Source organism: Tardiphaga sp. 37S4, from assembly GCF_021044645.1.
Classification (GTDB): Bacteria; Pseudomonadota; Alphaproteobacteria; order Rhizobiales; family Xanthobacteraceae; genus Tardiphaga; species Tardiphaga robiniae.
The window spans coordinates 5,107,901-5,134,057 of the sequence record NZ_CP088008.1; the positions used below are offsets into that span (position 1 = coordinate 5,107,901).

17 protein-coding genes are annotated in these 26,157 nt (G+C 58.5%); 5 read left to right on the forward strand and 12 right to left on the reverse strand.

The genetic code is table 11. The features are described 5' to 3' along the window. The first annotated feature begins 59 nt into the window (after positions 1 to 59). The 4 genes from LPB73_RS24205 to LPB73_RS24220 all read left to right on the forward strand — a co-directional run bounded on the left by LPB73_RS24205 (position 60) and on the right by LPB73_RS24220 (position 6,474). On the forward strand, positions 60 to 731 hold the full coding sequence (locus tag LPB73_RS24205) for a TetR/AcrR family transcriptional regulator (protein ID WP_231078470.1): 672 nt from the start codon (positions 60 to 62) through the stop codon (positions 729 to 731). A gap of 584 nt (positions 732 to 1,315) precedes the next feature. Next, a complete protein-coding gene (locus LPB73_RS24210) occupies positions 1,316 to 2,941 on the forward strand; it encodes a calcium-binding protein (RefSeq protein WP_231078471.1) in 1,626 nt (541 codons plus the stop codon). Positions 2,942 to 3,181: 240 nt separating this feature from the next. Beyond that, complete coding sequence (locus LPB73_RS24215; RefSeq protein ID WP_231078472.1) at positions 3,182 to 4,981, forward strand: type I secretion system permease/ATPase; 1,800 nt, start codon at positions 3,182 to 3,184, stop codon at positions 4,979 to 4,981. After that, positions 4,981 to 6,474, forward strand: coding sequence for an HlyD family type I secretion periplasmic adaptor subunit (locus LPB73_RS24220; RefSeq protein ID WP_231078473.1), 1,494 nt, complete (start codon positions 4,981 to 4,983; stop codon positions 6,472 to 6,474). Before LPB73_RS24215 ends, LPB73_RS24220 begins: the two co-directional genes overlap by 1 nt. Before the next feature lie 229 nt (positions 6,475 to 6,703). On the opposite strand, the gene LPB73_RS24225 is transcribed toward LPB73_RS24220, so the two are convergent. Genes LPB73_RS24225 through LPB73_RS24235 form a run of 3 tightly spaced genes read right to left on the reverse strand, consistent with a single transcriptional unit; the run spans position 6,704 to position 9,673 of the window. After that, on the reverse strand, positions 6,704 to 7,324 hold the full coding sequence (locus LPB73_RS24225; protein ID WP_231078474.1) for a type VI secretion system-associated protein TagO: 621 nt from the start codon (positions 7,322 to 7,324) through the stop codon (positions 6,704 to 6,706). Further along, a complete protein-coding gene (locus LPB73_RS24230) occupies positions 7,321 to 8,343 on the reverse strand; it encodes a TAXI family TRAP transporter solute-binding subunit (RefSeq protein ID WP_231078475.1) in 1,023 nt (340 codons plus the stop codon). The genes LPB73_RS24225 and LPB73_RS24230 overlap by 4 nt, the downstream gene beginning before the upstream one ends. 55 nt (positions 8,344 to 8,398) lie before the next feature. Further along, entirely contained in the window at positions 8,399 to 9,673 is a 1,275-nt protein-coding gene (locus LPB73_RS24235) for a hypothetical protein (RefSeq protein ID WP_231078476.1), read from the reverse strand. A 626-nt stretch (positions 9,674 to 10,299) separates the two neighbouring features. On the opposite strand from LPB73_RS24235, the gene LPB73_RS24240 reads away from it, so the two are divergent. Continuing rightward, positions 10,300 to 10,827, forward strand: coding sequence for a hypothetical protein (locus tag LPB73_RS24240; RefSeq protein ID WP_089266626.1), 528 nt, complete (start codon positions 10,300 to 10,302; stop codon positions 10,825 to 10,827). Positions 10,828 to 10,891: 64 nt separating this feature from the next. Here LPB73_RS24240 and LPB73_RS24245 read toward each other — a convergent pair whose 3' ends face one another. The 9 genes from LPB73_RS24245 to LPB73_RS24285 all read right to left on the reverse strand — a co-directional run bounded on the left by LPB73_RS24245 (position 10,892) and on the right by LPB73_RS24285 (position 26,107). Then, positions 10,892 to 13,621: a non-ribosomal peptide synthetase gene (locus LPB73_RS24245; RefSeq protein ID WP_231078477.1), complete on the reverse strand. Its 2,730-nt coding sequence runs from the start codon at positions 13,619 to 13,621 to the stop codon at positions 10,892 to 10,894. A gap of 112 nt (positions 13,622 to 13,733) precedes the next feature. After that, a complete protein-coding gene (locus LPB73_RS24250) occupies positions 13,734 to 15,899 on the reverse strand; it encodes a polysaccharide biosynthesis C-terminal domain-containing protein (protein WP_231078478.1) in 2,166 nt (721 codons plus the stop codon). Positions 15,900 to 15,906: 7 nt separating this feature from the next. Beyond that, positions 15,907 to 17,862, reverse strand: coding sequence for an AAA family ATPase (locus LPB73_RS24255; RefSeq protein ID WP_231078479.1), 1,956 nt, complete (start codon positions 17,860 to 17,862; stop codon positions 15,907 to 15,909). A gap of 11 nt (positions 17,863 to 17,873) precedes the next feature. Next, positions 17,874 to 19,859, reverse strand: coding sequence for an asparagine synthase (glutamine-hydrolyzing) (asnB, locus tag LPB73_RS24260; protein ID WP_256461206.1), 1,986 nt, complete (start codon positions 19,857 to 19,859; stop codon positions 17,874 to 17,876). A gap of 3 nt (positions 19,860 to 19,862) precedes the next feature. Continuing rightward, positions 19,863 to 21,116, reverse strand: coding sequence for an O-antigen ligase family protein (locus tag LPB73_RS24265; protein ID WP_231078481.1), 1,254 nt, complete (start codon positions 21,114 to 21,116; stop codon positions 19,863 to 19,865). After that, positions 21,113 to 22,333 carry a glycosyltransferase gene (locus LPB73_RS24270; RefSeq protein ID WP_231078482.1) on the reverse strand — a complete coding sequence of 407 codons (1,221 nt, stop codon included), beginning with the start codon at positions 22,331 to 22,333 and terminating at the stop codon, positions 21,113 to 21,115. The genes LPB73_RS24265 and LPB73_RS24270 overlap by 4 nt, the downstream gene beginning before the upstream one ends. A 369-nt stretch (positions 22,334 to 22,702) precedes the next feature. After that, positions 22,703 to 23,494 carry a helix-turn-helix transcriptional regulator gene (locus LPB73_RS24275; protein ID WP_231078483.1) on the reverse strand — a complete coding sequence of 264 codons (792 nt, stop codon included), beginning with the start codon at positions 23,492 to 23,494 and terminating at the stop codon, positions 22,703 to 22,705. A 191-nt stretch (positions 23,495 to 23,685) separates the two neighbouring features. Continuing rightward, positions 23,686 to 24,960, reverse strand: a complete 1,275-nt coding sequence (locus LPB73_RS24280) for a polysaccharide biosynthesis/export family protein (protein WP_231078484.1) — start codon at positions 24,958 to 24,960, stop codon at positions 23,686 to 23,688. After that, entirely contained in the window at positions 24,938 to 26,107 is a 1,170-nt protein-coding gene (locus LPB73_RS24285) for a hypothetical protein (protein ID WP_349768795.1), read from the reverse strand. The genes LPB73_RS24280 and LPB73_RS24285 overlap by 23 nt, the downstream gene beginning before the upstream one ends. Positions 26,108 to 26,157: the final 50 nt, after the last annotated feature.

Sequence of the window (26,157 nt, forward strand, 5' to 3'; positions counted from 1 at the left end):
GACCATTTGGTCTCTTTTTCGAATTGAGCTATTCAGAACTCCCGCAACGCGAAGCAAAAATGGCAAAAAAGCCCATCAAATCAGTCGAAAAGCCACCGCGTCGCAACATGCGCGCGGCGGAGCGCGAGCGCTTCATCGTCGATGAAGCCGTGAAATTTTTCGCGGAACACGGCTTCGGCGGGCAGACGCGCGAACTGGCGAAACGCATGGGCATCACCCATTCGGCAATCTATCGCCACTTCCCGAGCAAAGAGGCGCTGATCGAACGCGTCTATGAAGAGATCTATCTCAGCCGCTGGTCGCCGTCCTGGGCCGGCCTGATCCAGGATCGCACGCTGTCGCTGCAGGCCCGGCTGTCGCGCTTCTATCTCGAATATGTCGAGCAGGTCTTCGAATACAACTGGGTGAGAATCTTCGTCTTCTCCGGGATGAAATCGTTCGACATCACCAAACGGTATCTTCAGATCGTCCGCGAACAAATCATCGAGCCCGCCTGTTGCGAACTTCGTCACGAGTTGAAGCTGCCTTCAAGCGATCAGGTCCCGCTGTCGGAGCGCGAAGTCGAAATGTTCTGGGGTTTGCACGGCCGCATCTTCTATATGGCCATCCGGCGTTTCGTCTACGACACGCCGACACCGGAGCGACTGGACGACATCGTCAACGACGCAGTGAGGGTGTTTCTTGATGGCTCAAAACAGCTGATGCCTGAGCTTGTACAATCGGCATCATGACATTTGTAGCACAGCCACGCCGGCAGATTGATCAAGCTGCTCGAGCGCATGAAGTGCAGCTACGGAGCCAGGTTCTGCCGCGGCATTGATGTGACCCGGCACCGGCGCACGCATTTTGCGTCGAAAGAGTGAGATCGCGCCACACCGACATTACGGGCTTTCCGAAGTGCGACGCCCGAAATGGGCACCCGAGGTCGGAGAGAAGCTTGCTGTCGTCGTCACGAGTGCAACTGCAGCAGAGGAAAGCGAAACGCGCGTCACCGAGTATCATTTCTCTCAGCGATACTTATGCGCGCTTGTGTAGTTCCTTCACCGCATCGGGACTATCGAAAAGTACCGCTGCGAACAGATTGAATCGTTACGCACCGTGCTAACACTTCTCTGATACCAGCCTCCAAGTTTTAGCACAATAAACTCACTGTTTCGTCCGGTGCTGCGACAAACTCCCGCCTCAAACGTAAACAAACGTTAATCCATGGGCGCTTCGATCAAAGCTAACGCAGAACTGTAGTTACATACCTGCATTTACTTTTACGAAGATTCTTGGGGGCCTCGTCAACGTACTACAATACAGGGGAACGGTATTGGCAACATTACACTACGCATCAGGCGACAACATCGACGCACAAGGTAACTTCACCCCAGCTCAAGCAGGCTTCAATCTTGCCGACGTTTCGTCGGTGGAGCAAGTGAACGCTTTGCCGGCAGGCGTGAAGGGCCTCGTCTGGCTCGATCAGGGTGACGGCGTCACCCAGAGCTTCATCGACGCTGTGAAACCTTACATCGGTAATCCCAACGTCTACGGTTTCTTCCTTAAGGACGAGCCAGATCCCACGGGGCAGTGGAATACCCTCGTGACCGCTGCAAACCTGAAGGCTGAGTCCGATTGGATTCACGCCAACGTTCCGGGTGCGAAGACGTTCATCACCATGATGAACATGGGATCTTCGGATAATCCCAGCTTCGCGAATACGTACACCCCGGAGAACACCCATATCGACCTCTTCGGAATCGATCCGTATCCGGTGCGGTCGGATAGCTCGACAGTCGACTACAGCATGATTGACAAGGCTGTCGCTGCCGCCAAAGCCGCTGGAATTCCGGAGGCCAGCATCGTCCCGGTATTTCAGACATTCGGCGGCGGTAACTGGGTCACCGATCAGGGTGGTCACTATGTGATGCCGACCGCCGCGCAGGAACAGCAAATGCTCGACCATTGGGCATCTGTCGTTCCCAATCCGGCTTTCGACTACGCCTACGCCTGGGGATCGCAGAACGGAGACGTGGCGCTGGAAAACTCGCAAGCGCTCCAGAACGTATTCCTGCAGCACAATACGAGCACGACGACGGATTCGACGTCGACTGGAAGCACGACTCCGGTTGACACGTCGAGCAGCAACCCGACGACGCCGGTCGATACGTCGCATAGCGGCACCTCGACGGATACGACGTCTTCGAGCGATTCTTCGACGACACCCACGGCCTCTCAGCCAACGACGACGGCGCCGACCACCGATACCAGCGGCTCCGGGCACAACCACCATCACAAGGCTGACTCCTCCCAGTCGACAGATGGAAGCACATCGTCCGGTTCCGGAGGTGGACACCATCACCACGGATCCGCGGCAAACGCGTCCGTGAGCACTGCAACGGATACCGCTTCCAGCAGCGTTACCGACACAGCGTCGGTTGATACCTCGACTGCGCCCACGACCACCGAGCCAACGACGACGGCGTCGACCACCAACGCCGGCCACTCCGGGCATAACCACCATCACAAGCTGGACTTCTCCCAGCTGACCGATGGAAGCACATCATCCGGAGGTGGACACCATCACCACGGATCCACGGCAACCGCGTCCGTGAGCGTTGCAGCGGATACCGCTTCCAGCAGCGTTGTCGACACAGCGTCAGTCGACACCTCGACTGTGGCGGCCACCACCGAGCCGACGGCTCCGGCCACCGACGTCGGCAACTCCGGGCACAACCACCATCACAGGCTGGACTTCTCTCATCTCACGGATGGGAACAAATCTTCCTGGGGTGGTCATCATCAGCACGCATCCGCTTCGCCCGCTGCAACCGCAGCAGCGACGGCTGCAACGGATACGGCTTCGAGCGACGTCACCGACGCAACTCTGGCGCCGCATCTGGATCTCGCCAGCCTCCACAACAACCATCACGTGGATCACCATTCGTGGCACTGGTAAACCCGCAGAACTGAGTCTGCGACAAAGAACGACATATGCGCGGTGATCCGCGCATATGAAAGCGACTTGGGGGGCCTTCATGGCCCCCCATTGGGGATCATCGCGGCCAGTATGGTCGCGAGAGGAATGCCGTCTCGCGCAGTGCGGGATGTGTTGCGTACGAGCCCATTCGCGCTCGCTTCTTCGCATATGGCTTCTCTAACGTTAGCGCCGTCCGATCCGGGCGGCCTGGATGCACACATGTATACTTCAGCAAGACCGCCCGCGCTTGCGGACGCTTTCCGCCAGATACGTCCAGGCCTGCTTGCCGCTGGCGGGCTGTCTATCTTCATAAATCTTCTGGTGTTCGTTTCGCCGCTTTATACGATGCAGATCTACGATCGCGTGCTGACGAGCCGAAACGCGATGACGCTGTTGCTGCTTTCGCTGATCGCGCTCGCACTTTTCATCAGTTACGCAGCACTCGAGCACTTTCGCAGCCGTGTTCTCGTGCAAACCGGAATTCGCTTCGACCATTTGCTGTCAGGAGAAGCTTTCGAAACGGCTCTCGCGCAGGCAGTGCGCACAGGAAGCTCGCATCATGTTCAGCTGTTGCGCGACGTCGACACATTGCGCGACGTTCTATCCGGCGGCGTGATCACGTCTCTGATGGACGCACCCTGGACTCCGATTTTTCTCGGCATGTGTTTTCTGCTTCATCCGTCGATCGGCATGGTTGCTCTGACAGGCGCGCTGGTCATCCTTGCGCTCGCCTTTCTCAATGAGCGCGCCACCAAAGCGCCGCTGATGGCGGCTTCGTTCAAGAATCTCCACGCTCTGGACCGATTGACGTCCTCGCTTCGTAACGCGGAAGCGATCCGTGGTCTCGGAATGGGGCCTGCCATACGCGCCGCCTGGGGCGCCACGCATGGACAGGCGCTCGTTGAAAGCGCCAAGGCCGGAGAACGCGGCGGAACGCTGCTCGCAATCTCGAAATTTCTGCGGATGGCGATTCAGGTGGCGATTATGGGCGTCGGGGCCTACCTGGCAATTCATCAGGAGATCTCGGGAGGCGTTCTCTTCGCTGCCTCCCTGATCATGGGGCGTGCGCTGGCGCCGGTTGAGGCGGCCGTCGCACAATGGAGAGCGTTCGTGTCAGCGCGGACGTCTTTTTCCCGCCTCGACGAGGCTCTGCGGACGCGGGCGACGGAAAGACAACCGACGCGATTGCCGCCCCCGGTCGGCAACATCTCCGTCGAGGCTTTGACCGTTATGGTACCGGGATCGCAGTTGGCGGCGATTTCCGATGTCAGTTTCCGGCTGTCACCTGGCGAAGTTGTTGCGATCGTCGGTGCGTCCGGTTCCGGCAAATCTTCCCTAGCGCGCGCGCTGGTTGGAGCCTGGCCAGCCGCACAGGGTTGCGTACGCGTCGATGGAAATGACATCCGGCATTTCGAGGCCAGTTTCCTTGGACAAAGTTTCGGTTACTTGCCGCAGGATGTTGAATTATTCGCCGGGACCGTCCGCGACAACATCGCTCGCTTTCGTGACGGCGCGTTGGATGAACAGGTTGTCGAGGCGGCGCAGCTGGCTTCGGCGCACGCCATGATCCAGCGGCTGCCGCAGGGCTACGACACTGTCATCGGGGAAAACGGGGCGGGTCTTTCCGGCGGCCAGCGACAACGCATCGGGTTGGCCCGCGCACTTTTTGGCAGGCCCGTCTTTGTCGTGCTCGATGAACCGAACGCCAATCTGGACGGTGACGGCGATCGTGCTCTGGCTGATGCCATCCAAATGCTCCGTCAACAGCGTGTAACGATCGTGATCATCAATCACAGACCAAATCTCCTTTCATTGGTCGACAAGATTGTTTTCATGCATGACGGACGCATCGGGCGCGCGGGTACGCGCGAAGAGCTTCTTCCCTTGCTTCTTGGTGAGACCGTTGCGCCCATGCGCCGCGAACCGCGGATCGCAACAGAAAGCCACCGAGTTGATGGGGCCTCGCGCCACGCGCCGTTCCCAAGTTCGGTTCGGCCTGTCCATGTCACGAGGCAATGATGAAGATTCCCAAATTGCGAGCAGAGATTGCTGCTCAGGACGAACTGGCGCGACTCCTCAGACGTTTGAGCGATGGTGGCCACGCGTTTCGCAGGCCTGATGTCTTGCAACGATTTGTGGAGATCAAGGCGCAGTTGCTGATTTGGCTATCAAAGGTATGGCTGTCGATATTCCCGAATCGAGACGCCGGGAACGCAAATGGCGATCCATCGGGCGATTGGCGCACTCCGGCGAGACGCGGCTTTGGTATCGTGTTCCTGACCTTCGTAGTGTTTGGTGGTTGGGCTGGCCTAGCCTCCATCGATGGTGCCGTCGTGGCTGCAGGCTCGATCGTCGTCGAGAGCGACCGTAAGTCCGTTCAGCACCTGGAAGGTGGCATCGTCCAAAGCCTGATGGTGAGGGGCGACGCGCATGTCGAACAGGGACAGGTGCTGTTGCGACTCGATCCAACACAGGACCGGGCGCGGGAGGAGATGGCGCGTTCGGCCGTGTATTCGGCAATCGCGGAAGAGGCGCGTCTGCTTGCGGAAGCCGATGGGGCCGATACGATCACGTTTCCATCCGAACTGACGCAGAAGGCCTCCGATCCCTCTGCGCAGCGTGCCATGGGCGACCAGAAGCGGCGGTTCGAGGAACGCCGCGTCGCGCGAAAGATCGAGGTTTCGATCCTTGAAGAAAAGATCGGACAGGCGCAGCGCCAGATCCAGGGAAACGCTGCGCAAAGCAAGGCTGCACGCGCGCAGTTTGACAGCATGGCGCAGGAATATACCAAGCTCAAGCCGCTCGCCGACCAGGGGATTGTTCCGTTCGCGCGGATTGCGACTCTGGAGCGTTCCAAATCCGACCTTGAGGGCCGAATTGGTTCATACGACGCCGACATCGCGCGCTTCGGACGGATCATTGACGAAGCACGGTTACAGATCAATCAGGTCGGGCAGAAAGTTCTGGAGGAAGCCACCGGTAAGCTTGCCGACACCCGCGCTCAGCTCGCCGACGCGCGCGAGAAGCTGCGCATGGCCGCTGACGTTCTTGGTCGGATGGACGTGCGTGCATCTCGCTCGGGACGTATCGTCAATCTGAAAGTCCATACGGTCGGCGCGGTGATCAAGCCGGGCGACGTCTTGATGGAAATCGTACCGGACAACGACGTCCTCGTGGTTGCCGCGAAAATATCCTCTCTCGATGTCAATCACGTACAAATCGGCATGCCCACGGAAGTGCGGCTTCCCTCGTTCAAGGCTCGCTCGACGCCGATCGCCATCGGTGAGGTTCTCTCGGTGGCAGCCGATGCGCTTCGCGACGAAGCCACGCACCAGCCTTACTACGAAGTCAAAGTTTCAGTGCAAGTGACGAAATTTCCCGACAAAATTCGCGAGAAGCTCAAGCCCGGCATGATGGCCGACGTCCTGATCGCGACTGGTGAACGCACCGTTCTTGCCTATCTCATGCAACCGATGACCGATGCGATACGGCGTGGCATGCGGGAGGACTAGGGGACCAGCCGGCGCCGCGACTTGCCGAAGCCTCGCCGGCGGCTTGGTTCAGTTCAGCACAACCGTCGTTGCCGCAATGCCAAGACATTGAAGATGTTGGAGCATTGAATGGACGAGCGGGCGCGAAGGCAATTGCGCATGCCGCAAGGCGACAGATATGTCGGGCTGGTATCTTCGCAACGGAGGCGAGCGAACTGGTCGCGTTGTCCTGCACTCGTACGCGCGTCGGTCAGGGCGCGGGCCAGTTGCATGCCGTCGCCATCTTGCGTCGGATGGCATTCAAGCCGACCAATTGAAACGTACTTTCATATGCCGGACCTTTCCCAACGTGGACTTTAACGAGAAGCTGGCTACCATCCGGCATTGAACGGAGCAAGCGGACGACGTCGCCTGGAAAGGCAAGACTTTTCCCCACTTCTATGGCTCTCCAGCGCTGTTCAACAGCCGGCTCTTCGTTGATCCGGTGCGCGACCTTCACCTCACCATCCGGGACCGGCTTCCAGGACCCCTTTGTGGAAATTATCAACTCCGTGCGATGGGCGCGACAATGGATGGCGAGCGCGGAGGCAGCATTTTGCGATGCTGTGCGCGCTGTCATCAGCGCCTCAATCTGCGGCTGATAATCCACCGGAGAGGTGGTCTCGCTGATGATCCAGTTCGGACTTGGAGACGGCGTGGTAGCGCGAGTTTCGGTCATCTCCCCCAACAGCTCATCGACGCACTTCAAGCGCTCCATGCCTTCAAACTGTGAGCAGGTCTTCAGGCGATCTATGGCGCCACCGGTTTGAGCACACACGGTCTGGCTCATAACCAAGAGCACAGCCAGACCGAGAGTACCCGTGTCCTTCATGGGGACTGTCCCGCTGTTACGGCTTGCGGAAGATCAAGCCATTCCTGCGCCGGCTTAAACCGGCCGAGGCTCGGCACGCTGGCCCGCAGATTGACCTCTTTCCATTTCGGATCGAAACCAGGGGACTGCAACCGGTCGAAGCGACCAAACAGGTGATCGACAAGGCGCGCCACGCGCCGGTATCGGTCAGACTGTTGTGGCCAGTTATAGGCCGCAAGAATGGTGGGGACTGCAATCGTCGCTATCCGCTCACCTTTCGGCACCAGACTCGGATAGTCCGCCGCATCGATAGACGATGGAAGATAGTAGTCCTCAAATTTGGCGCCGTATTCGACGGGGAGGAACTTAAATCCGGGATCCCAGCGTCCCTTCAGAAAGGCGTCGACGGGCTTTGACGTCACAAACACAACGGCCGCGATTTCTCCGCGCTTCATTTGCTCCAATGCGACCTGGTGCGGAATGAACATCTTTTCCACGTTTAGTCCCAACCGACTGAAGATCAGCGGACCGGAATAGGCGGCTGCCGTACCTTGCGTATTGAAATTGACCTTTTTTCCCTTGAGCTCTTCGAGCGACCGGATCTCCGGGCGGACGAATATGTGCAGTTCGGACGGAAAGAGGTTCAGAACGTAAACGATGCGCCGTTCGATAGACGGAACTTGAGCTTTATATTCCTCAAGAGCATCCGTGTTGATGATCGCCGCATCAACGCCTCTAAGATACAGCAGCGAATTGACGTTTTCCGTTGCTCCGCGCGTCACAATCGGAAGGACGTGAAGCTTATCCTCCTCGTTTACGACGCGAGCGATCTCCGCCGCTAGGCGAAGCGGAGCCCCTTCAATGAGCCCGCCGGCGAGGCCGACAGTCCATGCATTGATGCGCTCTTTCGCGGCCGTTTCGGTCCTTTTCACCGCCGCCATAGCCTGCGTCTCGCGTGGCGGGAGAGATTGGGCATTGGCAGCCAGTTGCAGCCCGAACGCCGCCAATGCCATAGCAAATGAGAACTTGATGAGCGACATGCGAGTCTCCATTCTCGGAATGACCATCTAGGGCTGACGCGTCAGGAGCAGGCTGCTATTTCAGCGACTCAATCCTCGCCTTCGCATCCTCAATGCCGCCCGCCTGTGCCTTTTCATACAGTTCGAGTGCCTTTCTGGAATCACCATGGACCCCACGTGCGCTCCACGATTTCAGCACGCGGGCGTCGTAGGTCTCCGCGAGCATAAAGGCGGCTCGCGCGCTACCATGTCCAAGAGCGTGTTCAAGCAATGGGCGCGCCCCGCTGATGTCAGCTTGCCGGAGCAATGCGTTCGCCCGAACAAGCAGTCTCTGTTCGTCCGCCACAGAATAGGGAGCGACACTCGCCAGCACGGTTGCCTCTGATGCCACGGGGACTTTCGGCTCCACACTTGGCACGGCTTCGCGAGCGGTCGACCGTGCTTGCGGTGGCGTTTCCAACACGGACGATCGTTCCGCATATGAAGCGACGGCCTGAGTGGAAGCCCACTGCGGCAAGGTGATCTTTCCCTCGGTCGTCTTCGCATGGGGCTCCGCCGCGCCTTCGTTCCGGCCAGTAGGGGCGGGTTGGCGCGAAGCGAGAGTCTGAGAAGCACTCACGGCAGCAAGCTGCTGGTTTCGAGCCTCCAGTTGGTTCTTAACAAGAGCAAGCTCCTGCACAAGTGCGTCAGCACGCTCGCGCTCGCTGGCAAGAGCTCGCTTCTGCTCTGCTGCCGTGGTGTTGCTGGCCTCCGTCGCCCGAAGCACCTCAGCGTGTGCCGCCGCGAGGCGGCTGGCATGCTCCTCGATCTGCTGACGCGCCGAGGAGAGCTCGCGGGCGACTGCCTCGGTCCGGCTGCGCTCCTTTGCAGATGCGCGCTCTTGTTCGACCTTCGCAGCCTCGACGATCCGCGCAGCCTCCGGCGTCGCGGCACGCGCCGCGTCGAGTTCGGTCCGGAGAGAGATCAATTCACGCTTGAGGGCTTCCGTCCCGTCTTGCTGCTGTTTGAGCTGCTGTTCGAGCGCCTGCTTTTGCTCGATCTCTGCCGCGGTGGCTTTTGCGGCGTCCGAAGCTGCGATCCGCACCGTATCGAGTTCCGCCCGAAGGGAAGCAAGGTCATAGGCGGGCGCGTCTGCCTTCCACCGCTCCTGCTGTTCGAGCGCCTGCTCTTGCTTGATCTCTGCCTCGGTGGCTTGCACAGCTTTCGAAATCACGATCCGCGCCGCGTCGAGTTCCGTCCGAAGGAAGGCAAGCTCACGCATAAGGTCGATTGTTTTGTCTCGCTCCTGTTCGAGCGCTTGCGTTTGCCTGATCCCTACCTCGATGGCCTGGGCAGATTCCTTGCCTGACACCCGCGCCGTCTCGAGTTCCGCCCGGAGGGTCGCAAGTTCACCCGCAAGGGCGTCTGCCCTAGCTCGCTCTTGATCAAGCGCCTGTCTTAGCGTGGTGCTGGTCGCTTCAGCCGTCGACTGGGCTGCATTGAGTTCTGCTCGGGGGGGCGCGACAAGCACAGGTGCAAGGGCTTCAGCCCTGTTCCGCTCCCGTGTTTGAGAAGATTCGGAGGCCTGCGCGCGGAATTGGCTTTCACCGCATAGCCCATCCTCCGCAGCCCCAATGAGGACCCACAGAATGCAAGCTCCTACTGCAGACGAGGCACGCGCGGCGGTTCTGCTTGTTGCGCGGGAGCCCTCAACAGCTTTGGATCGCGGTAGCCAATGCGATGCTACCTCAACTGCCTGTGACCACATCGTGACAACTCAGGTGAGCTTTTATGTGTGTCCATTTTGATGACACAGCCATCATCGGCCGTTTGTCGATGTAGCAATGGAAGTAGTCACAACGAGGTAGGCGCACCAATCGCGGCAATTAAGTAGATCATGCCTGCATTGTCTGAACCATTCTTGACCCGCCCGTTCGCGCGCGATTACGCTATCGCGCACACTTGAGCCCGCACTCCCAGCACACTCAAGGAAACAACATGAACAGATCACTCGTCGTCTTCGCCAGCATGGCCGCCGTTGGGAGTATCTTGATGCTGAGCACCCAAACCAGCGGCGCTGTAGAAATCAATACGTCTGCCAAGACTTCTGCCAAAATGAACGCCAACGCCAAGGTGACCACTGCCGCCATCCGAATGCAGCCCCATCGGCTCGTTGTACAGGTTGACGTCAATGACCCCGCGACAATCAATCTCGCTCTCAATAATGTCAGCAATGTAGCTCAGCACTACAGCGAGATCGGTCAAAAGGTGGGGATCGAAGTGGTCGTTTTTGGACCCGGACTGCATATGCTGCGAGATGACACTTCTCCCGTCAAAGCGCGCATCAAATCCATGAGCGAAACCATGCCACAGCTGACCTTTTCAGCATGCGGGAACACCCGCGAGAACATGGCAAAAGCTGAGGCGAAAGATATTCCTCTCATCCCGCAGGCCAAGGTCACCAAATCCGGAGTGGTACGGATCATGGAGCTGCAAGAGCGAGGCTGGAGCTACTTGCGACCTTGATCCAAAGGGGGCCTTTGCGATCAGCATCGCCTCGTTCCAATCTGTTGGATCTGTTGGTCGAAGATCAGGAACAGGACGACTTGATCGCTCGTTCGATGACCGGTCGGTTGACGGTCAAATGCGGGTCGATCACGAGATCGAGATGGCCGCCAGCAATCGGAATTACCTCCAGTTTTGCAAACAGAGAGTCCCATCCGAGGTGTGCTGGTGACCCTCGCCGGTTGCAAAGGAATAGCGTTCCGGTAATTGGCAAGCGAGATTTGGCACTCGCCACCCAGCGGCCGAATTCCTGCATCCGGAGAATCTCCTCAAGCTCCAACTTGAGCATGAAGCGGGTGCCGGCCAAACGCGTCCAGATCCTCGCATCGAGAATTCGACAGAACTTCACCTCCCAGTGGAGTCGAGCAACACATTTTGCGATAGCGCGACACAGCATTCGGTACATCGTAACCCGGTGTGATCTAACTCGTTGCAGCGTACGTGACAGGGTCTCCCGATAGTCACTCCTGCGGGGGCCGATATTCGTATCCAGAATGCCCAAAAATTTCACCGACCGGCCTTCCGCAATCAGCCGGGCAGCCACTTCAAATGCGACGCCGCCACCCAGCGAATAGCCGATCAGACGTATGTCGCCGCGAGGATGAACGGCGTTAATCTGTTCCAGAGCCAACGTCGCCATGTGGTCGACCGAGCCGCATCCGGTCAGGGCAGACGTCAGATCCGGGTAGCGGATCGGGATCACATGAGCCGTCTTGCTCAGCTGCGCCCCGAACGCCGCCAGACTCGGACCGTAACCTATCGAGCCTGGCAACATCACCAGATGAGGCAGAAGTTCCCCGGCGGCTTGTTGCCGCTGCGATCGGCCACCTGCAGCGACGATCTGAATCATATCGGCTGCGCTCATGTCCACCGTGAAAGCTTCCATATTGAGCTCTTGGCCGACCAGCTCTTCCAGCTCCATCACGCATCGCAGAAGCTTGAGGGAATCGCCACCTGCCTCGTCCCAGCGGCCAGCAACGTCAGTCGTGCCGAGGATCCGCGTCCATACCTGCGCCACCATTTTTCCGGCCTGCTTCACTTCGCCCGCCCCTGGAGGCTGAGGCGGGGGCGGACCTCTTCGGCTCTCGCTATCCAGCGCCTTGAGTTTTGCGACGTCTATCTTTCCGCCGGCGAGGCGCGGAAGTTCCGCGATTTCATGCAGTCTGGTGGGATGCAATGCGGTCGGAAGCGTCTGCCTGATAACGTCCCGAACGTCAGCCGTGAATGTTGCCTTGGCCTCGACACCTGGCGATGCAAAAATAACCAGCTCGCTTGAATCGGTGACGATGGCGACGGCGTCGCTCACATAGGGAATTCTGCGTACGACGACCTCGAGTTCAGCCGGTTCGACACGCCGTCCATTGATTTTGAGCTGACGCCCCTTTCGTCCCAGCATCTGCATCAATCCGCGCGCATCGACAGTAACAAGGTCGCCTGTCGGGAAGATGCGGCAACGGTCGTCATCCGGGTCGGGTAATGCAGGGAGCACCTGACCGTTCTCCCAGTAACCAAGCAGCACGTGCATACTCTTAATGATCAGCTCCCCAACCTCGTCGGTGGGCACAGGCACCCCGTTGTCGTCGACGACGGCAAACGACATTCCGGGAAGCAAATAGCCAACCGGGGGTATGCTGAAATCACTTTCCTTGCAGTCGTCGGGAAGAAACCACTGCGTGCCGGTAGTCTCGGTCGACGAATAGCTGATCTGGATGAAGCAGGAGGGCTTCACGACCTTTCGGACGAGTGCAACATCCGTCCACAGCACCTTCTCGCCGCCGATGCGAACAACCCGGAGCGATTCGAAATCACCGGTTTCGCTCGCGGTAATCACTGCCCGCAGGAGAGCGGGAACGATGTAGGTGATCGTTATCTGCTGCGATCGGATCTGACGCAACACGCCGCGAAGGCCAAGGGCCTCGACATCCGCCATATGCAATCTTGCGCCGGTCAGCAAGGCCGTGAGCATCTCTCTGGTGCCCGCAATGGTCGTAGGGCCGCTCAGAGGCATGAAGACGTCAGTGGCGTCGATGTGGCATGCATCCGCATATTGCTGGACGCGCTGGAGCAAGCTGCGTTGACTATTCACAACGCCCTTTGGCTGTCCGGTGCTGCCCGAGGTGTAGAGCACGAGGGCAGGAGCATCCACCGAAATCGGCTCAAGCGATGCGGCGTTGCCGAAAAGTTCGTTGGCGCGCGTAATATCGATCCAACGCAGGCCGTCTTCGTCGATCCATTTGGTTGAGCTACTGTCGCCCTGGCCGATCAGTACAGAAATCTGCGCATTTGCAACGATGTGGGCAAGTCGCTGGTCGGGATCGCGCGGATTGAGCGGCACCAGGGGGCGCCCTGCGGCCATACATGCAAGCATGGCGATCGGATGCCAGATCGAGTGGCGCAACAACAGGCCGACGGCCCGCCCCTCGGGAGCCACCGCTGCAATCGCCTGGGCCAGCGTCAAAACTCTGATCAGAAAATCCGAATATGTGATTTGGCGGGTGTCATCGCTGATGGCTACCTTGTTCGGAAATCTCTTTGCCACCGCATCCAGATGTGTGATCGCGGGCACGCCAGCAAATTCGGCCCCCATACGATCGAACGGGCGATCGACAGGCCCGCCCAGGTCGAGAGGCAATTCGGGAGGTTCCATCCAGAGGGCTTGTGCAGGCTCGCTTGAATCTCCGGAAAGTGCGCGCCCGCCAGCGAACGTTTTCGCGCGTTTCGCCAAGGATCCATCGGGAAATCTCTGAAGTTGCATGACGGTACTCACCGTTGCGGGATGGAGATCGTAGGCCACACGTCGGCTATTGACGTCCTTCGAGTGAATGATAGGGCTGCACCAATTTTCCGGCCTCTATCCAATTACCGCGCTATTCAGCGGCGGCGGGCCGACGAAACTCTACAAAGGCAAAGAGCAGGCCGGCCGTCATGTTCACGCGTTTGTAGATGTAGATCGCCATTGCCATGTTCCAGGCTACATTCGTCACGGCCGTCGCAACGGCGGCACCCATCACTCCAAAGAAAGCAATGCCGATTGCACAGGCGACAACGTTCATGATGGCTCCGATCGCTGTGATTGCGGCAGCTGCTCGCTCGTGCCCAGTCATGGTCAGAAGATTTTGCTGCGGACCAGTAGCAGCAGCAAAGATCTGTCCGACGACGAGAATTTGGGCGACCGGAGCTGTTGCAACGAATTCCTCGCCAAAAAAGCGGAGTAGCGGTACCGTCAGCAACAAAAGTGGAAGTGCCAGCACGACTGTTCCAGCCAGCGACAGGACAGTTGCTCGGGCAAACAGACTCTGAAGCGCTGCCTCATTCCGATGCGCGTGAAGCTTCGAGACGTTCGGCGAAAAGAAAGTCCCTACTGCCATCCGAGGGAGAACAAGAAAAAGAGCTAAATTCAACCCCAGTGCGAAGATGCCAGCCTCGTGGGCATCGCCGGTCCAGCCGAGGATAATCACGCCGGCGCGGCTCATGAGAACCTCAACTCCAATCAAGATCATGACAGGACAGGCGAGATGCCACCAGTCGCGAGGTGCATAAGCCGGCACCGCCGAGCGTAGTTGTGGCGGCCAAAGCTTCCGCATGCTCAGTCCGACGATGGCCGCTGTGACGGCAGAGCTTGCCATCAAAGCGATCAAAACCGTTGTCGCATCAATTGGCGTGACGTTGAGTGCCACGGCAAGCAGAAGCAGCACGACCATAAGGCCATCCCGAACGAAGCGTTCGGGCGCAATTGCCGAAATGACGCCACCCAGCGCGCGTACCGTAGCGGAACCGAGAACGTAAAGCGCGACCAATGGGACGGTCGCCATGCCAACCGCCAGACTGATAGTCAGCTCCCGATGAAGCGTCTCCGACAGGAATAGTGCGGTGGCGACTCCGCAGATCGCAATCAACATCCCAACCAACAATGATCGTCCGAATGCAAATTGAATGACTCCGCGCGCCAATGGCCACTTTCCGGTCGCGCTATAGGCCGGCACATATCGCAGCAGAACCGTGTTGAACCCGAGTCCCGCGATGTAAGAGAGGAGGGTCGTCCAGGCCAAGACGTATGAATAGATACCGTAACTCGTCGCTCCTATCGTACGGGCAATGACAAGTTGAGCCACGCACGTCAGCCCGGCGCCGCCAACATAGATAACGAACGCCCACAGACTTGCGCTGGCCATGCGCCGAGCGAGCTCGGGTTGAGCCGGAGCTGTGAAAGCTCCGATTGTCTCGGGCGTCGACAGGGGTGGCGTGAACTTCTCGGCATAAGGTTCAAAACTTTCCTCCCCTGGGTCGGGTGACGAGCTGACCGCTCCGTTGGGCCTGAACTTACTCGAGACCTCTTCTTCGATACGGTCGAGAGCCCTGGACATCAGGCCGGGATCAAGCGAGTTGATGCAGATCACCCGTTGATGCTCGGCCGCGAGTAATGAGCCAACGTAGTCAGTAATCGGCTTTGCCTTGAGAAAGGTCGCTACGTCAGGCTCGAACCATTTCTCCATGTAGGTTTTTTGGTGTACTCGCTCATGGAGGCGCTTTTCCAACAGCTCCTTCGGAGCATCAAACCGGATCAGCAGATCGGATTGTGTCCTCATGCCGATTGCACGAGCGATCGTCTTCTCGTCTGCTCGGCTAAACAGGGCCAAGGTGCAAACGATCTGCACAAAGCCCTGGTCGAACAAGACGATGCGATCTGACTTGTGCGAATCTCTCCACACGCAGGAGAATCGGACGACGTATTGGCTAAGCCTGATCCGCCAAACGGGATTGTTGGGTGGCATCAGTCGGAGCAGGTCTTTCGCCAGACGCAACCCTCGGGCATTTGCGACAGGACGGCACAAGATTGCGATGGTGGCGAAGATCGCGAGAGTGACGCGCTGCAGCGCTGGAAGAAATCCACCAAAGTTCAGAAGATGATTGGATAGATGCGGCAACGTAAGTACGAGGTCGACCTCATACCCGCGGTCACGCAGGCGTTGAGCGAGTGCCCGACTAAAGGTTGTTTTGCCAGCGCCTGGTGGACCGAAGGTCTCGATAATCATGCTGCCCTCAATCGCTTCTCAACCAATTGCGGGGGTTCAGTTTGGGTGATCCGGAGCGTTTCAGCTCGATTGCGTCTCCGCGCCACGTTCGCCACGTGATTGCTCTCTTCGACCGCCGGCAGAGTGCGCCCCAAGTCCTCTTGACCAGCTGCTGTGCGCGCTCACCGAACTGGTCCTGCTGTAGCGGCTCGACACGAGTTAAGACCGACGAGAATCTCGTGTTCTGGGCAGGGTTGAGATGTTCTGTCCGAACAAGTTGATGCAGCGCGGTCTGCGCCGCCTCACGATCGGTGCTTCCAGAGTGAATGGCGAGCAAAACGTGGTCAGCCCAACTCGCCAGAAGTCTTGCTTCCGGGGCTTCCAGCAGCGAAGGTCCGTCGATGATCACGAAATCATAGGTGTCGCTCAGCTGTCGGAGCAACGAAGGAATCTTGGGGTCGGCGAGAATCCGAAGCCGATGTCCCCCAAACGATGTGGCGGGCAGGTAGTCAATTCCGGACTCATGGATATGTTCGATCGCGTCTGCAAGTGGACGGCCATACGCCAGTACACTGAGTAAGTTGGCGCTCTCGCCACTCGGTCGACGAGTGAATTGGCCAAAGTCAAGGAGTAGAGTGCGCCACCCGAGCCGGGCAGCGTAAAGACCAAGGCTCCATGCAAGTGTGGTCTTGCCTTCCCCACCGATGCTGGAGCTGACGAGGACAACACGCTGCGATCGTGGGGTTGCCGGGTCGGAGGCCAGTATGGATACCAGAATGGAGCGGATTGCTCTGGCATAGTGGCTCGCAGGCTCCTCCAAAACATAATGCGGCTGCTTGCCTGGCTCCAGTGGAATCGAAGGTATCAGTCCGGCGCATGGAATACGCAGAGCTTCAGCGGCGTCGGCTTCCGTGTGCAGGGTCCGATCGAAGTGATTCAATACGACTGCGAGAACACAAGCCAGCAGAGCGAAGATAATTGCCGCAGGAGGAATCATAAGTAGCGGGTGTAATGAAGTCGGTCGTTCTGGCGGTGTGGCCGTGGCGAGAATACTGACGTCTGATTGCGCGGTCAGACCTTTTGCGGTGAGCTCCTGCCGCCGCCGCAGGAGCGTTTCAAACTGTTGCGCCAGCGTGGTGACCTGCCACTCCAGCGCGGCGTCCCGTGAGGGAGAGGGCTGGCCAAGACGGGAGGCTTTTAGTTCCTCCTCCGCCTTTGCAAGGTCACGCTGAACTTTGGATGATTGTGTCGCAAGGGAGCTCAAAGCATACTCCACATCGCTTTGCTTCTGACGCGCGACCTCGTCGACATACGATTGTGCCACCGTATTGGCGATTTCCGCCGCTCGTTGCGGATTGGCGGCCGTAGAAGTAACGGCGATGATTCTGGAGCGCCGCTCCTGGCCAACCTTCAGGCTGCGCTTTAGCGCAGCGAGAGCCGACCCGTCATCGGGCTCGTGGTTCTTGCCAAGTAGTAGCTCCTTGGTTGCTGACCATGTACGACCAAGGAGCGTGCGCAAGCTTTGCATCCACGTTCGTGACCCCGTTTCAGCACCGTGCCTCGCATCTTCGAGAGCGCGGAGCGTTGGAAGGAGTCTCCGCAGATAGGCGTCGGAAAGCAGCACCGTGACATGTGTGTCGATGGTGGATTCCTCGGCGGCCGGTGTAGGTGCTGCGGATGCGCCACCGGCATTCAAGGCATCGACTGCGCCGGACTGTCGGACGTCAACAGCAAGTTGTGCCGTCGCCAGATAAGAAGGAGACATAAGAAGGCCGGCTACTCCAGCTAGCAAGGCGCCGACGACAATCATCCTGACGATAAGCCGCCTGTACTTCCGCACGCTATCCAGCACGCGATTCAAAGACTGGAGACCGTCATTTGAAGCTAGGGATTGTTCCGTCAGGCGCCGCCCAAGTTCGTCCTCTGCCATATCCGGCGAAAGAGCCTGCAGGGATCGAATACGTCTTCCTACTAACGCTTCCATAGCTCGCTCCTCTACTGTGCGGGCTCGAGGGTATCTGTCGATCGGGACGTACTCTGTTCAACCATCATTCCTAGCCATGATTGCAACATCAGGACGGCCCATAGCATTCGCGAGTGATCGCGATTGCCACTCAGATGATCCTGCCAGCAGCTCTGGACTCGTTGTACGTCCAGCAAATTCTGGCGGTTAAGGCGTGATTCGGAGAGCAGGTCTGCAGCCCATGAGCGCAGGGGGCCTTTCAACCAGGCGCCGACAGGCACGTCGAAGCCCTGCTTGGGTCGATCTATCAAGTGGCGCGGCAAGTAACGGCTGAGAACCTGCCGCAAGATCCACTTGCCCTGTCCGTCGCGCACCTTGGCCGTGTTCGGCAGCCGCCAGGAGAATTCCACGATGCGATGGTCGAGAATTGGACAGCGCGCTTCCAGGCCTGTCGCCATGCTGGCGCGATCGAGCTTCACCAGAATGTCGCCGGGAAGATAACCGATCATGTCCCGCACAATGAAGTCGGATAGAAGATCGTTCAGCGGCGGCACCTTAGCCGAATCGGTTACCCGCTCCGGGGTCAATTGCAGCTCGGAAAGCCGCATAACTTTCCGGTACATGTCGTCGGCATCATTGCCTGCAAACAGTTGCGCAAGGCGGTTAACCCGGTCGCTTCCGATCATCCGTCGTAGGCGGCCAGGAAGAGGCAACGCGTCAGCGATGTCTTCTCGCAAACCGCGGGCGAGCAATGACACACCCATTGCCGCCGTACGCCGAAGTGCTCGATTGGAGTTAAGGAGGGGGGCCAGACGGGCGGTCAAAAGATGCCTGGAATATCCAGCAAAACATTCGTCTCCGCCGTCACCGGAGAGGACAACAGTTACATCCCGGCGGGCGAGGCGAGATAGCAGCAGTGTCGGAATCTGCGATTCATCGGCGAACGGCTCGTCCCAAATACGAGGCAGTTCGGGAATGACATCCATGGCCTCCGAGGGAGTGAGACGTAACTCCGTGTGGTCCGTGCCGAGGTGACGAGCCACGGCCGCGGCACTGGCCGCTTCGTCGAAGGCGGGCTCGCCGAAACCGATAGTGAACGTGCGGACGGGCCGGGTGGATTGGGATTGCATCAGGGCGACGACAGTTGAACTGTCGATGCCACCGGACAGGAACAGCCCGATTGGCACGTCGGCAACCATGCGCTCACCGACAGCCTCGCGAAGTAGGCCATCAAGATGCGACACGAGCTCGCCATCGTCCGCGGAAACGGGGTTTCTTCGGCCGTGCTTTGCGATGTCGGTCAGCGACCACCAAATGCGCGTCTTTGCCCGAAGCGCTGCAGCATCCCGAGATGCCAGAAGTTCATCGGCGCCGAAAGATAGAATGTTGCCGGGCGGAAGTTTAAAGACATCTTTCCATATACAATGTTCATCCGGTAGCCAGCCGCGGGCGAGAAATTCAGCGACCCCGCGCGGATTGACCTCCGCAACGAAATCGGGGAACGCGTCGATCGCCTTCAACTCTGAAGCAAAGACAACGGCATTTCTCGTTCTGGCGACGTATAGGGGCTTCTTTCCCATTCGATCGCGGGCCAGATGGAGCGTACGGGTCTGCCGATCCCAGAGGCCGATTGCGAACATGCCGTTGCAGCGCGCCAGGGCAGCCTCGAATCCCCATCTCTCGATCATCGCGAGCAAGACCTCGGTATCGCTGCTGCCGATGAAGTTCTGGCCGAGGCGTTGAAGCTCCTGTCGCAACGACGGATGATTGTAGATCTCACCATTAAATGTGATGACGAATCGGCCGCTCTCGGAAAGCATCGGTTGTCGCCCCGCGTCGGTGAGGTCAACGATGGAGAGCCGGCGATGCCCGAATGCAATCCCGGCGTCACGATCGCACCACGAACCGTGGGCATCGGGTCCGCGATGGTGCAAACGATTCGTCATTCGGCCGATCGCATCCAGATCGGCGGATCGGGAAGCTTGTGGCATCTGAAGAATTCCGGCGATTCCACACATGATCTAGCTTCCGATATGCGTGTGCGGCGACGGCGGGCGCGCCGATCCGAGGATCAGGCTGAGAGCAAACGCGAACCACACGATGGGATGACGCAAGATGAAATGGCTGATGCTGAAAATGGCCAGCGCAGCGAACAATGCTGCCAGGGCGTCGAGCTTCGCGCGGAACATAAGCATGAACGTGCCTGCGAAGAGGCCGCAAACGGCAATCACAGCGAGCAGGCCACCTTGCGTAAATATATCCAGCAGTGTGCTATGGGCTTCGAAAGGAGTTGGAAGCGCCTTGTTATTGGCGACGTTCGGCTTCTCGAGATGCGGGCCTGGCCCCAGCCCGAGCGATCCGGTTTCCAGCCCTCGATGGAGTGCATCTTCCCAGAGTTGCAGTCGCAGGGACGCGGTGCGCTTCGTTGCCTCGCCGCCACGGTCCTTGGCCAGACTGATTGCCAGACCTTCAAACTCATCGGCGGTCGCAACGGCATACGGTGCTAATGCGAGCGCCAGAGGGACGGCGGCGGCGATGACCAGAACCGCGACCACCGACCGGAAATTTAGTCTGTGCTGTGGCGAGGTCAGCCAACTGCGCAAACGCAGCAAAGAAAAGATCGCGGTGGCAATCACCATCGCAACAAGAAATGTATCGCTTTTGGTCAGGCGCCCGACGGCGAAGGTTAGCAGGCAACTGAATGATCCCGCTATGCGGCCAAACCCTTTGGCCGACAGGGCAAGGCTGAGAGACAGCGGCGTCAAAACGGCGCAATAGAGAGCGATCTGATTGGGATTCTCCGCCCAGCCTCGAAATCGATCCCAATACCATGGATCGACCGACGGCAGGCTGATGATGGACCAGCCCGCAGCGATCTGAAGGACCAGTGCGATGTTCCAGAAAGCGAGCAGGAACCATTGGGTTTGACGTAGGGCAGCGTTGGCTTCCATCGTTGCGACGATGAGGCAGGTCAAAGCTGCCACCAACAGATACGCGAAGGTGTCGTGCAACATCGTAGGAAGGTCCAGCTCCTCGCTCAGATAGGCCACGCATGTCCCTATGCTCAGGGCGAGTGCAAGACAGGCCCAAAACGCACCGATTCGGAGCAAAGCTGTCGCGTTGTAAATCTGGCCGGTAACGATGACTCGCAATGAGACGAAGGCTAGCCACAGGACAAGACAGACCTCGCCAACACCCAGCGGAATTCCGGGAAGGCGCAGCTGTGAAGCTGTCGTAAGCACGATGCCAAAAGAAAGAAGCGCATTGGCGATCATGATGATTTCCCGCTGTGCTGGCTAACCCTTCGATCTTCATGGGCGTCGCGAGACAAAGCAGCCGGATCTTCGCTTCGCCTCCCGGTGAAAATCAGCTTCCTGTAAAGATCGGCGTAGCGGTCAGCCACGACGTTCAGGTCGAACTCACGGCGCACGAGCGCGATCGAGCGCTGTCCCATGCTCTTTGCGCGGGCAGGATCCTGGAGAAGATCGAGAATGGCTGCGGCGAGCGCACGCGGGTCCCGGGGCGGCACCAAATGGCCATTGCAGTTCTCCACCACAACATCGCCGCAGCCTGGCATACGCGTGGCGACAATAGGCACACCCGCCAATCCTGCTTCCAGCAGAACACGGGGGATTCCTTCCCGATACTCCGTCGGGAAGGCAAAGACATTCGCGATTCCGAGAAGCGCAGGAACGTCGGATCGCGCACCGAGAGCGATTACGTGTGGTGCGTATCGATCAATCAAAGCCTGATCCACGGCAAAAGGACCTTCGCTCTCCCTTGGACCGACAAGCAGGAAACGAACGCGGGGCCGCGCTTCGCGGACAATCGCCGCCGCATCCAGAAGCGTGGGTATGCCCTTTTGTACGGTCAGTCGGCTCACAGTCATGACGACTTCGTCGTCACCGAGTCCGAGTTCTGTACGAAGTTGTGCGGTGGACGGCGCCTGAGCCCGCGCTGTGTCGAAAGCATCGACATCGATTCCCGAACTTCCGATCAGTACAGCGGGGCTGCTGCCAAGCAGACGATAGCGGCGGAAAAAGTCGCCATCCTCCTTGTTTTGAAATACCGTTGCCGAGGTCCAGCAGGCGGCCAACCGCTGCAGCGCTAGGTAAGCTGGCCTGAATGCAAGAGCTTTCAGCTGTGCCGAGGAGAATACCCAACCCATTCCGTTGATGGTGCGCACAATGGGGATTGCGCCTCTCACCGCAAGAGGAGCAAGCAGATTTGGTTTGGTATCGAACGTTTGAACAACGTCCGGTCGAATGCCACGCACAAGCTGTGAGAGCTGGCCGACAGCTAGGCGGTCAGCAACCCGTGCACCGAATCTATTGAAGTCATAGCGATGATACTCGATGCCGCTATTTGAGAACGGGAGTGCGGCGCCAGTACCGGCAGCGCTCACCCGAAAGCCACGACTGCGCAAAGCTGCCAGAAATGGGATCCGTAGGGCATGATCCTCGCCTCCCACACAAAGCACATGCAACGTCATGCTAATCCTTTCGGTCGCAATCGGAATGCAGCTCAGTCGATCCGGAGAATCGGCTACAGATGAATTTCGATGTCCTCGCGTATGAGCGGACGATGTGAGCTTACGAGGCGATCACAAAGTGTCTTCATTCGTTCGAATGACGGCCGCGTCGGAAGTATTCGGCGATCCTGAAGAATTGAGACATCGACACCAAGAGGATTACTCCGAAGCGCGTTTGGCATCATGCACGCAAGCTGAAGCGTCGTGTCGTCAGATCCAGAATCAGTTCAAACGTCGGAGCAAAGCAGGCCTGTCGGCGACCCGTTTCACTTGCCGCTGTGTTTGTGCCCGGATGAACAAGGAGGCTCGCCTGGGTGCCTATCGTCAGACTCAATTACCGGGAGAAGGCAGGACGGCGACACGCCCGAGTAATGCAACCAGCTCCGCCTGCCGCCGTGTCTGTGTCTTGACGAACAGGGAGGCCAGATGTGAGCGGATCGTCGTCCGGCTCAGCCGTCGGGCGCGAGCAATATCAAGCAAATTATGGCCGCGCGCCAATTCGACTGCAAGCTGGGTTTCCGCGGCTGTGAAGCCGAACAAACACCGGAGCGCTTGGGGCGTCGGCTCCGGATGAGCGTCGAGATCGAGCAGAATGATGGTGCTGGTTTCATCCGTCCAAACATTGACCATCTGGCTTACAAGGCTGGTGACGCCCTCCTTGAAGGAAGTCGCGAGCCATGATGTCGAGCCAACGGGAATTTGGGCTCCCGCGCGGTTCACCAGCTGCTTGACGGCGCTGTAGAGCGTTTCAGGGCTGGTGGTGAGGTTGCATTCGCGTTCCAATATCGCACGTCCGATTGCACTCACGTCAAGCACACAGCCACGCTTGAGCAGAACTTGCCCGCAGCCAATACGCGCCAAAACCGCGTGTAGGACGTCACGTTGCTCGCCAAGGTCGGGCTTGTTGCCTGGGTCAGCGTCTGGCCGGATAGCGGGAGCACGATTCGAAATGTTGAAGATGGATTCCCTGCAGGGATGAAGCGATGCAATTGCGCCGGGCAATGTGGCACTCTGGTTCAAATTCAACATGTCGTCATTCCCTTCGCCTACTACTTCAATCGAATGACAAGGATTGATCGGAGGGAAAGCATTCCAATTTCGATGAGCCATGTAAATGTTCAAGTTGGGGTAATCCGACTGCACATTTGGCTGAGGCAGTCTACTATTCGTGGGGCCTCTAGCGGTCTGAATGACATGGAGGAAATGTCGGCTGGAAAAGCGATGCGCGCCTCAGCGCGCAGTTTTGTGCAGGCGTCCGGCCAGAGGTCGTAAGCGCGGTATCCTTTGTGGGTACCCCCGCTTGTGCCAATGGCTCAGTTAGATGCGCTGGCTACTCCCGAAGGGCGCAGCGCAACTTCGACCACATCTCCCGGCTCTACATCGAAATCAACTGATGCGACGATCCTGTTCCACTGCTGGCCGACCTTTCGTGCGATCGTTACCTCTGCTCGGAGATCGCTGGTTCCGACAGGTAGTGCTCCCGCACCGCCGACAGGCTGCAATTTTTGACTCAACGCCTGCAATTTAACCCGCAAGTCCGCCATGCGAACGGTTGAATCCTTCAACTCGCGCAACAGATTGATGGTTCGCAGATTGGCGACCCGCTCGATCTGGCGCACGAAGTCGTCGCGCTGACGTTGCAGCCGCATGACTTCGACCATCGTCTGAAGACGCCTTGTCGACGACAACAGAAGAGCGCGTCGGCTTTCCGTAACACGGGGGCTTGGCAATGATCCTGCGCCAAACAACTTGGCTACCCGATCCAGCTCATCCTCATCAGCCTGAACACCCTTTTCCTCACCGTCCTGCTGCTTCCTGAGGGTTACGAGCTGAGCCTCCGATTGTTTGACTGCATCCTCCAGAAAGCTTCGTTCCTTACGATAGTCGATTTGCGCGGTCTTTAGCGACGCCGACTCGGATTGCATGATCGACTCGATGACGGAGACCGGCAAAGATACTTCGCTGGGTATCTTCTGATCGAAGCTGTCATTGCCCTGGAGTTCCGCATTGGTGCGGATCACGTGGATATACTCTTTGATGTACTCGGTCGACAAAGATTGGTAATCGCGCAACAGATCCGCCGGATCGATAGCACCGACCTGACCGCGAGAACGCAACAGGCTAAAGCCACCGGCGACTGCAACGGCTTGGCGTACAGTCATGGACGCGCGATACACCAGCTGTCCGGGCGTGAGAACGTCGCCTGTGACGTAGATCGGTCGATATTCCACGACGCTCGTGATCACGTCCCCAGGCTTGATGACGAGCGCCTGCTCTCGCCCATCCGGTGAGCGCTGACGCAGAATCCTGGACTGCAGCAGCGTCTCCATGCGAGTCTGAAGTTCCGACGGGGTCAGACCTGCAACCGGCACCGTACCGACCCCGGGAAGAGCAATGGTGCCGTCAATCTGGATCTGAGCTCTATTGCGCTGTTCAGGCGCTCCACCGACCGATACCTCGACAGTATCGCCAGGCGCGAGGCTGTATTGAGCTCCAAGGCAACCGTCGCTGCCTGCCAAGACAACGATCCCTGCCCAGACGCTGATGGGGACATAGCTAAAAGTCTTACTGCGCCTGTTGCCCTTCATGACGACCTCCTTGCGCTAAGTCGTTTCCGCTGTCTCGATCAGCCCAGTCGATGCGGGAAACAAAATCAAATACCGGCCCGCCTCGTTGCCCCCAGTTGCTCGACCAGATGACTTGCGATCCATCAGGAGAAGGTGAGCCATGCGTTTCGCTCCAATAGTCATGCGGAGCGTTGCGCGTATGCGCGATACGTCGAAACGCGCCACTGCCATCGATTTTAAGTGCGATAACTTCCTGAGCGAACGGTGCCACTTTCTTGCCGCCGGCGGGAGCGAGCGCGGCGCCGGCATAACTCATGAAGACCCAGCCGGGACGGCGTATCGCTCGCATCGATGCATGCTGAGCTTCTCCATAGGGAGCGAGCGCCGTGACCTGTCCGTCTTGGAGTCTCCGTTTGATGACCTGATACTTGTCGGGCGCCGACTTACTGATGCCGACATAAACTTCATCACCGCCGGCATCGACGGTCATGTCGCCGTGGCCGGGCCGGTGATGCTCTGTCCAGCTCTGCAGGAGATCACCCTCAATGCTGAAGACAAATGCTTGATCTGTGAAGTCAATGAGAGACTGCTGGCAGAATATGTACTTGCCCAGCGGTGAGATTCCGCAATAGCTGTTTTTGCCGGGAATTCGCGCCAGCTCAATATCAGGAAATTTCCGGCGATCCGAAATATCCAACGCAAATGCGACAAGCGTGCCCTGTTGGCTGATGGCGCGCACCACGATACGGTTGCCGTCCCATGAGGGATTGCCCTTGTACGGGCCGAATTGAAGCTCCCGATATACTTCCGTCTCAAGAATTACATCTTCGGCGTTGCTTCGCGGCGCCCATCGCGAAATGCGACGCCCGGCGACACAAATCATGAGCTCCGGATCTTGCGGATGCCATTCGCATTCACCCCCGCGCTGTCGCCGAAACAGTGGAGCATAGGTGCGCCCATCAAGAAAGCACAGGCCATTGCAGCCGTTGACAATCAAAAGCAGGCTCTGGTCGGCGTTCCACGCCTGCGCGCTCGAATAGCGATGCGTGCAGTAGGAACGCTTGCAAACCATGCCGTTTCCCATCGGACTGTCAGGCGTGGTCACACGTACAAAGGTCGTACCGAGGGTTGCGTCGGCGGTTGACGCGAGATAGCCAGGCAGATCCATGGCGGGCGCCGGGAGGAATTGGGCGTTTGCGAGCGATTCAGTTGAGGCGG